The sequence below is a fragment of the Pseudomonas lactucae genome, assembly GCF_016937615.1.
GTDB classification, from domain to species: domain Bacteria; phylum Pseudomonadota; class Gammaproteobacteria; order Pseudomonadales; family Pseudomonadaceae; genus Aquipseudomonas; species Aquipseudomonas lactucae.
Genome location: NZ_JAFHKI010000190.1, coordinates 1 through 6711, shown reverse-complemented (window position 1 = coordinate 6711; position 6711 = coordinate 1). Strand labels below are relative to the sequence as shown.

The window sequence follows — 6711 nt, the reverse complement described above, 5'->3', positions numbered from 1 at the left end:
CCGATGGCGCCAGAACAGGCGCTAGAGATTTAGCCCTTGAACACTTCATCCAACAAGTTATGCATCGACCGGAAGGCCCGTGCAGCAGTCTTTGCGTCGTACATCATCTTGCCCGGCACATTGGCGTCGGGGTCGGTAAAGGAATGCACCGCGCCGCCGTAGCTCAGCAGTTGCCAATCCACGCCCGCCGCGTTCATTTCATCTTCAAACGCCGGCAGCTGTTCTTTGGGCACCAGCGGGTCGGAGGCGCCATGCAACACCAGCACCGAGCCCTTGATGTTGTTGGCGTCCGCCGGGTTTGGCGTGTCGAGGGTGCCGTGGAACGACACCGCAGCCTTCAATGGCGCGCCCGTGCGCGCCAGCTCAAGCGAGCAGCAACCGCCAAAGCAGAAACCGAACGTCGCCAGCCTGGAGGTATCAACAGCCGCTTCGGTCTGGCCTTGCAGTTGCTCAAGGGCCGCCTGCATGCGCTTGTTCAGTAACGGCCGGTCATTCTTCAACGGCATCATCGCCGCCCCGGCTTCATCGCCATTCGACGGGCGCACAGTTTGCCCGTACAGGTCGGCGATCAGCACCACGTACCCCTTGCCGGCGACGCTTTTGGCGATCTCTTCAGCACCGGCACTCACGCCCATCCAGTTCGGCGCCATCAACAGGCCCGGCAACGGGCCCTTGTGGCTCGCATCGAACGCCAGGCGGCTCTCATAAGACTGGCCATCAATCTGATAGACCACGGAACGCACAGTGACTTGGCTCATCATTCTCTCCAGTTGAGGTGCACTAGAACGAAAAAACCCGCCGAAGCGGGTTTTTCTACAACGGTGTTAAACCGACAGTTCAACCAACAGCTTGTTCAGTCGGCGCACATAGGCGGCCGGATCTTTGAGGCTGTCGCCAGCGGCCAGGGCCGCTTGGTCGAAGAGGATGTGCGACAGGTCGCCAAACCGCTCTTCGCTCTGCTCGCCGTCGAGTTTCTCGATCAGCGGGTGAGCCGGGTTGAATTCGAAGATCGGCTTGGAATCCGGAACCTTCTGACCGCTGGCTTCGAGGATCTGACGCATCTGCATGCCCAGGTCCTGCTCGCCGATGGCCAGGATCGCCGGGGAGTCGGTCAGACGGTGGGAAACCCGCACTTCGCTGACGGCATCGCCCAGGGCAGTCTTGATCCGCTCAACCAGGCCTTCTTTGGCCTTGGCGGCTTCTTCGGCTTCCTTCTTCTCTTCTTCGGAGTCCAGGTTACCCAGGTCCAGGTCGCCACGGGCCACGTCGACGAAGGTCTTGCCATCGAACTCGCTGAGGTAGCTCATCAGCCACTCATCGATACGGTCGGTCAGCAGCAGCACTTCGATGCCTTTCTTGCGGAAGACTTCCAGGTGCGGGCTGTTCTTGACCTGCGCGTAGGTTTCGCCGGTCAGGTAGTAGATCTTGTCCTGGCCTTCCTTGGCACGCGCCAGGTACTCGGCCAGGGACACCACCTGCTCGCCGTCTTCGCCTTGAGTCGAGGCAAAACGCAGCAGACCGGCAATTTTTTCCTTGTTGGCGAAATCTTCCGCCGGGCCTTCCTTCATGACCTGGCCGAAGTTTTTCCAGAAGCCCTTGTATTGCTCAGGCTCGTTCTTCGCCAGTTTTTCCAGCATGTCGAGGACACGCTTGGTCAGCGCCGACTTCATGGAATCGATGATCGGGTCTTTTTGCAGAATCTCCCGCGACACGTTCAGCGACAGGTCATTGGAGTCGACCACGCCCTTGATGAAGCGCAGGTAAAGCGGCAGGAACGATTCCGCCTGGTCCATCACGAACACACGCTGTACGTAGAGTTTCAGGCCTTTGGGCGCTTCGCGCTGGTACAGGTCGAACGGCGCACGGGCCGGCACGTAGAGCAGCGAGCTGTATTCCAGCTTGCCTTCGACCTTGTTGTGGCTCCAGCTCAGCGGGTTCTCGTAGTCGTGGGCGATGTGCTTGTAGAACTCCTGGTATTCCTCATCCTTCACTTCGGTGCGAGGACGGGTCCACAGGGCGCTGGCGCGGTTGACCACTTCCCATTCCTGGGCGGAAGCCTCTTCGCCTTCGGCGGCTGCCTGTTCTTTGGGCAGCTCGATCGGCAGCGCGATGTGGTCGGAGTACTTCTTGATGATGTTGCGCAGGCGCCAGCCATCGGCAAATTCGTCTTCACCGTCTTTGAGGTGCAGCACGATGCGGGTGCCGCGATCAGCCTTGTCGATCGTGGCGATTTCAAACTCGCCCTCGCCTTTGGAGGCCCAGTGCACGCCTTCGCTGGCGTCAAGGCCGGCACGGCGGCTGAACACTTCAACCTTGTCGGCAACGATGAAGGCCGAGTAGAAGCCCACGCCGAACTGGCCGATCAGGTGCGAGTCTTTCTTCTGGTCGCCCGACAGGTTTTTCATGAAATCCGCGGTGCCGGATTTGGCGATGGTCCCCAGATGGGTGATCGCATCGTCACGGCTCATGCCGATACCGTTGTCTTCGAGGGTGACGGTCTTGGCGTCCTTGTCGAAGCTCACACGGATTTTCAGTTCGGCGCCACCTTCCAGCCACTCCGGCTTGGACAAGGCTTCGAAACGTAATTTGTCGACAGCGTCAGAGGCGTTAGAGATCAATTCGCGAAGGAAGATTTCCTTGTTGGAATACAGCGAATGGATCATGAGGTGCAGCAGTTGCTTCACCTCGGTCTGGAAGCCCAGGGTTTCCTTTTGAGTTTCCACACTCATGGTCATCAAACTCCAATTGGATGGCAGTGGCCGCCCACGAAAGGGTTGGCGGCGGGTTGTCATCAAAGTTGGGGGCTAAGACCAGGATTTCAAGAGCGAGGCGGTTCCTCGATTTTGAAATGCGCACGAGCGGTGGCAATCGGTTCCGCCTGGGTGCTTTGCCAGGCGGTAATCGCCACATTCGCCACCCGTCGCCCCTGGCGCCACACCTGGCATTTGGCGTAAGTGTCGCGAAACTGCCCGGCGCGCAGGTAATCCAGGGAGAAGTCGATGATTTTCGGCAGGCCCGGCGCACCGGTAAATACCAGCAGATGCAGCGCTGCGGATACTTCCATAAACCCGGCAATCACCCCGCCGTGCAGCGCCGGCAATATCGGGTTACCAATGTTGTCCTTGTTGGCGGGCAGGCGAAACAGCAAATCGTCGCCTTGCCGGGTGCATTCGACGCCAATCAGCTTGGCGTAGGGGATCAGCGCCAGCAGCGCTTCATAGCTGCCCCGCGTGTGAGCCTGTTCCAGCCGGGTCTTGAATCGATGCGTCATGCCTGCTCTCCCTTGATCGTGCTGCTCAATCCTTGGGAGCCCTTGAGGCGCTTGCCCATGCGCATGAACGTGCCCACCACATGGGCGATGGGCTGCTCCGGGTTGTCCTGATAAGCGACGCCACGAGTAAAAATCACGTCGGTGGTCACCCGATAGCATTGGGCGAAGCCGTACACCGGTTTATGCGGTTCGGCGGGATGCATGTAATCGATACGCAGGTCGAGGGTCGGGCACACCTCGAATTCCGGCAAAACGCACAGGGTAGCCATGCCGCACGCCGTATCCATCAGCGAGGTTAAGGCGCCGCCGTGGATCACCCCCGTCTCCGGGTCGCCTACGATAGCCGGCGCATAGGGCAGCATGAGTGTCATGCCCTCCTCGCCTGCCGCATGCACGCAAATGCCCAACACCTGGCAATGGCGCAACGCGCCAACAAAGCGCCTGGCACGTGCTAACAGTGAGTTTTCGGTCATTGGTCCAGACTCTTATATGTTGGGTATCCGCGGAGTAGGTGGTGCGGGTGAAAGTTCCTTGGCGCACGCGGTATATATATCTGCGCAATAAAAGGAACTAATGCTGACCCCTCAGGCTCGAAAGGCCAGTAGATATCTTCAATAAGGAGAAACACCCCATGCGCAAGACTTTAGCTATTTCCATGATGCTCGCCGCTGCCCTCGGCCTGGCTGCCTGCGACAAAAAATCCGAAGACAAAGCCCAAGACGCTGCCGCACATTCTGAGCAAGCTCAGAAAGACATGGCCAAGGCTCAGGATAAAGTGAACGACGCTGCGAAAGAAAACGCCGAAGCTGCCAAATCTCAGGCTGAATCGAACGAAGCCGCCGCAAAAGAAGCAGCACCTGCTACCCCAGCCACCGGTTCCTGATACCGCGGCTTGAAATAGCTTGGCTGCATAAAGAAAGCCCGCTTAGATAGCGGGCTTTACTTTGTCTGCTGTTTTTATTCGCTGCGTTAATACGCCGACGCGGACTAAGCCGTCTCTTTAACAGTGTCGGACAGCGTCGTATCCGTCTGCGTATACACCATCACTTGCAGTACGTCGGAATGAAACTCGCGGCGATACAGCACGAACACCACCCCGGCACTCATCAACATGAACAACCAAGGGCTGACGAACCACGCCAACATGGTCATGCCGAAGTAATACGCGCGCAGGCCAAAGTTGAACTGGTTGGCGGCCATGGAAATCACCCGCGCCGCGCGCAACGCAAACGCCTTGCGCTCCTGCTCCGATACCAGCCGCTCACCGATCATCGGCGCCGACCCCACCAGCACTGCCGCGAAGTTGTACTGACGCATGCACCAACTGAAGGTGAAGAACGCATAGACAAACACCAGCGCCAGGCACAACAGCTTGATTTCCGACATGCCCTGGGACGCCTGCTGCACCATGGGTATATCCGCCAGCAACGACACGGCCCGCTCGGAGGCGCCGAGCACGGTGAGAATACCGGCGAGGATGATCAAAGTGCTGGAGGCGAAGAACGAGGCATTGCGCTCCAGGTTGCCGATCACGCTGGCATCGGCGATACGGTTGTCCCGCAGTAGCATCCGACGCATCCAGTCCTCGCGGTACAGATGCAGCACACTGGCCAGGCAGGCCGTGTCGCGGGCCTTCCAGATGGCATAACGGGTGTAGCCGCCCCAGCAGAGGACGAACCAGAGTGCGGCGAGCAGGTGGACTTGATTGGTTTCGATGAACGACATGCGGGTCCTACGGCAGGGTGAATGATGGCGGAATGGGGTCCAACTTTAGAAGGTCGTCGCCTATTAAGCATAAAAAATGCCCCGTATCGATTGATACGAGGCATTTCAGCTCTGCAACAGCGTGTTAGGCGATCGCTTCGCTGCGTTTGCCCAGCATCCGGTCAATCACCACCGCCAGGACCAACACCATCACCGACGGCACCAGCCACGCCAGGCCCTGTTCACTCAACGGCAGGTGCGCCAGCTGCGACGGCAACCAATCCGCCAAGCCAGCCCCTTTGAGCGCATCGATGCAGCCGAAGATGAACGACACCAGCATCACCGGGCCAACGATACGGCCCTGCTCCTGCCAGAAGTCTTTGCAGAAGCTCAGCGCCACCAGCACGATGCACGGCGGGTAGATCGCGGTCAGCACTGGAATCGAAAACGCGATCAGCTTGGTCAGGCCCAGGTTGGACACGAACAACGAGAACAGCGCCAGGATCACCACCAGGGTCTTGTAGGACAGTGGCAGGATGCGGCTGAAGTATTCGGCGCAGGCGCAGGTGAGGCCGACTGCGGTCACCAGGCACGCCAGGGAAATCAGTACGGCGAGAAAGCCGCTGCCCAGGGAGCCGAAGGTGTGTTGCACATAAGCGTGCAATACCGCGGCGCCATTGGCAGCACCAGCCGCCACTTCATGGCTGCCCGCCCCAAGGCGGAACAGGCTGATGTACACCAGCGCCAAACCTACACCGGCAATCAACCCGGCAATAATCGCATAACGCGTGATGAGCTTGGGCGACTCGACACCACGAGAACGGATCGCGTTGACGATCACGATACCGAATACCAGCGCGCCCAGGGTATCCATGGTCAGGTAACCATTGATAAAGCCCTGGGAAAACGGTGCGGCCACGTATTCCGGGGTGGCGACCCCCACTTCACCGACCGGCAACACAAACGCGGCAATCCCCAGGATGGCCAGGGCGATGATCTTCAACGGCGCGAGGAAGCGACCCACGGTGTCCAACAGACGGCCTGGGTACAGCGAGACGAAGAACACCACCAGAAAGTACACCGAGCTGTAGAGGAACAGTGCCAGCGGGCTTTCGCCCGTCAGCGGCGCCAGGCCGACTTCAAAGGACACGGTTGCGGTACGCGGGGTGGCGAACAGCGGGCCTACCGCCAGATACGCCGCCGCCGCGAGCAGGCCACCGGCGATCTTGCCGATCGGGCTGCTCAACGCGTCCATACCACCGCCGACCTTGGCCAGGGCGATCACGGTGACCACCGGCAGGCCGACCGCAGTGATCAGGAAGCCCAACGCTGCCATCCAGACGTGCGGCCCGGACTGCAAACCCACGATAGGCGGGAAGATGATATTGCCGGCGCCCACGAACAGGGCAAAGGTCATAAAGCCCAACGCCAGGATGTCCTGGCTTTTCAACACTTTCATTTAAGGAAATACCACACTGCTGAATCGGAATTTAGAGGGGGATTCCCTGTGGATGAGGGAAATACCGCCGGCCCTGATGGGGACCGACTGGTCTGGCGCGCGGCTTCCTTTTGGGAGGCGGCGCCTAAAGAGGCGGCTAGGTTACAGAATTGAGCTGACAAACGCACTGTTGCGGGGCGAACTGTCCGATAAGCGACATTTGAATGTCGCGTTTTCATACTTTATTTTGGTAATACGATCAAATGTGGGGGCAAGCTCTAATGCCAGTCAGTTAAGG

At 59.1% G+C, this 6711-nt stretch carries 7 protein-coding genes; 1 reads left to right on the top strand and 6 read right to left on the bottom strand.

Going from position 1 to position 6711, the window contains the following annotated elements:
* Positions 1–29 precede the first annotated feature (29 nt).
* From JWR98_RS27235 to JWR98_RS27220, 4 genes are all read right to left on the bottom strand, one after another.
* Positions 30–758 carry a dienelactone hydrolase family protein gene (locus tag JWR98_RS27235; RefSeq protein WP_003172823.1) on the bottom strand — a complete coding sequence of 243 codons (729 nt, stop codon included), beginning with the start codon at positions 756–758 and terminating at the stop codon, positions 30–32.
* 66 nt (positions 759–824) lie between these two features.
* Positions 825–2729: a molecular chaperone HtpG gene (gene htpG / locus JWR98_RS27230; protein ID WP_003172821.1), complete on the bottom strand. Its 1905-nt coding sequence runs from the start codon at positions 2727–2729 to the stop codon at positions 825–827.
* A gap of 89 nt (positions 2730–2818) precedes the next feature.
* Entirely contained in the window at positions 2819–3271 is a 453-nt protein-coding gene (locus tag JWR98_RS27225) for a PaaI family thioesterase (RefSeq protein ID WP_078732289.1), read from the bottom strand.
* Entirely contained in the window at positions 3268–3744 is a 477-nt protein-coding gene (locus JWR98_RS27220; RefSeq protein ID WP_078732288.1) for a PaaI family thioesterase, read from the bottom strand. The genes JWR98_RS27225 and JWR98_RS27220 overlap by 4 nt, the downstream gene beginning before the upstream one ends.
* A gap of 158 nt (positions 3745–3902) precedes the next feature.
* Between JWR98_RS27220 and JWR98_RS27215 the strand changes: the two genes are divergently transcribed.
* Positions 3903–4154 carry a hypothetical protein gene (locus JWR98_RS27215; RefSeq protein ID WP_003172818.1) on the top strand — a complete coding sequence of 84 codons (252 nt, stop codon included), beginning with the start codon at positions 3903–3905 and terminating at the stop codon, positions 4152–4154.
* Positions 4155–4258: 104 nt separating this feature from the next.
* On the opposite strand, the gene JWR98_RS27210 is transcribed toward JWR98_RS27215, so the two are convergent.
* Both JWR98_RS27210 and brnQ read right to left on the bottom strand, forming a co-directional pair.
* Complete coding sequence (locus JWR98_RS27210; protein ID WP_078732287.1) at positions 4259–4996, bottom strand: DUF599 domain-containing protein; 738 nt, start codon at positions 4994–4996, stop codon at positions 4259–4261.
* Positions 4997–5120: 124 nt separating this feature from the next.
* Positions 5121–6434 (bottom strand): branched-chain amino acid transport system II carrier protein, encoded by a 1314-nt coding sequence (gene brnQ, locus JWR98_RS27205; RefSeq protein ID WP_078732286.1) that lies wholly within the window; start codon positions 6432–6434, stop codon positions 5121–5123.
* Between the last annotated feature and the right edge of the window lie 277 nt (positions 6435–6711).

Excerpts from the sequence above, each read along its gene's own strand:
- brnQ (WP_078732286.1), bottom strand. The coding sequence starts at position 6,434 with ATGAAAGTGTTGAAAAGCCAGGACATCCTGGCGTTGGGCTTTATGACC.
- JWR98_RS27225 (WP_078732289.1), bottom strand. The coding sequence starts at position 3,271 with ATGACGCATCGATTCAAGACCCGGCTGGAACAGGCTCACACGCGGGGC.
- htpG (WP_003172821.1), bottom strand. The coding sequence starts at position 2,729 with ATGAGTGTGGAAACTCAAAAGGAAACCCTGGGCTTCCAGACCGAGGTG.
- JWR98_RS27220 (WP_078732288.1), bottom strand. The coding sequence starts at position 3,744 with ATGACCGAAAACTCACTGTTAGCACGTGCCAGGCGCTTTGTTGGCGCG.
- JWR98_RS27215 (WP_003172818.1), top strand. The coding sequence starts at position 3,903 with ATGCGCAAGACTTTAGCTATTTCCATGATGCTCGCCGCTGCCCTCGGC.
- JWR98_RS27210 (WP_078732287.1), bottom strand. The coding sequence starts at position 4,996 with ATGTCGTTCATCGAAACCAATCAAGTCCACCTGCTCGCCGCACTCTGG.
- JWR98_RS27235 (WP_003172823.1), bottom strand. The coding sequence starts at position 758 with ATGAGCCAAGTCACTGTGCGTTCCGTGGTCTATCAGATTGATGGCCAG.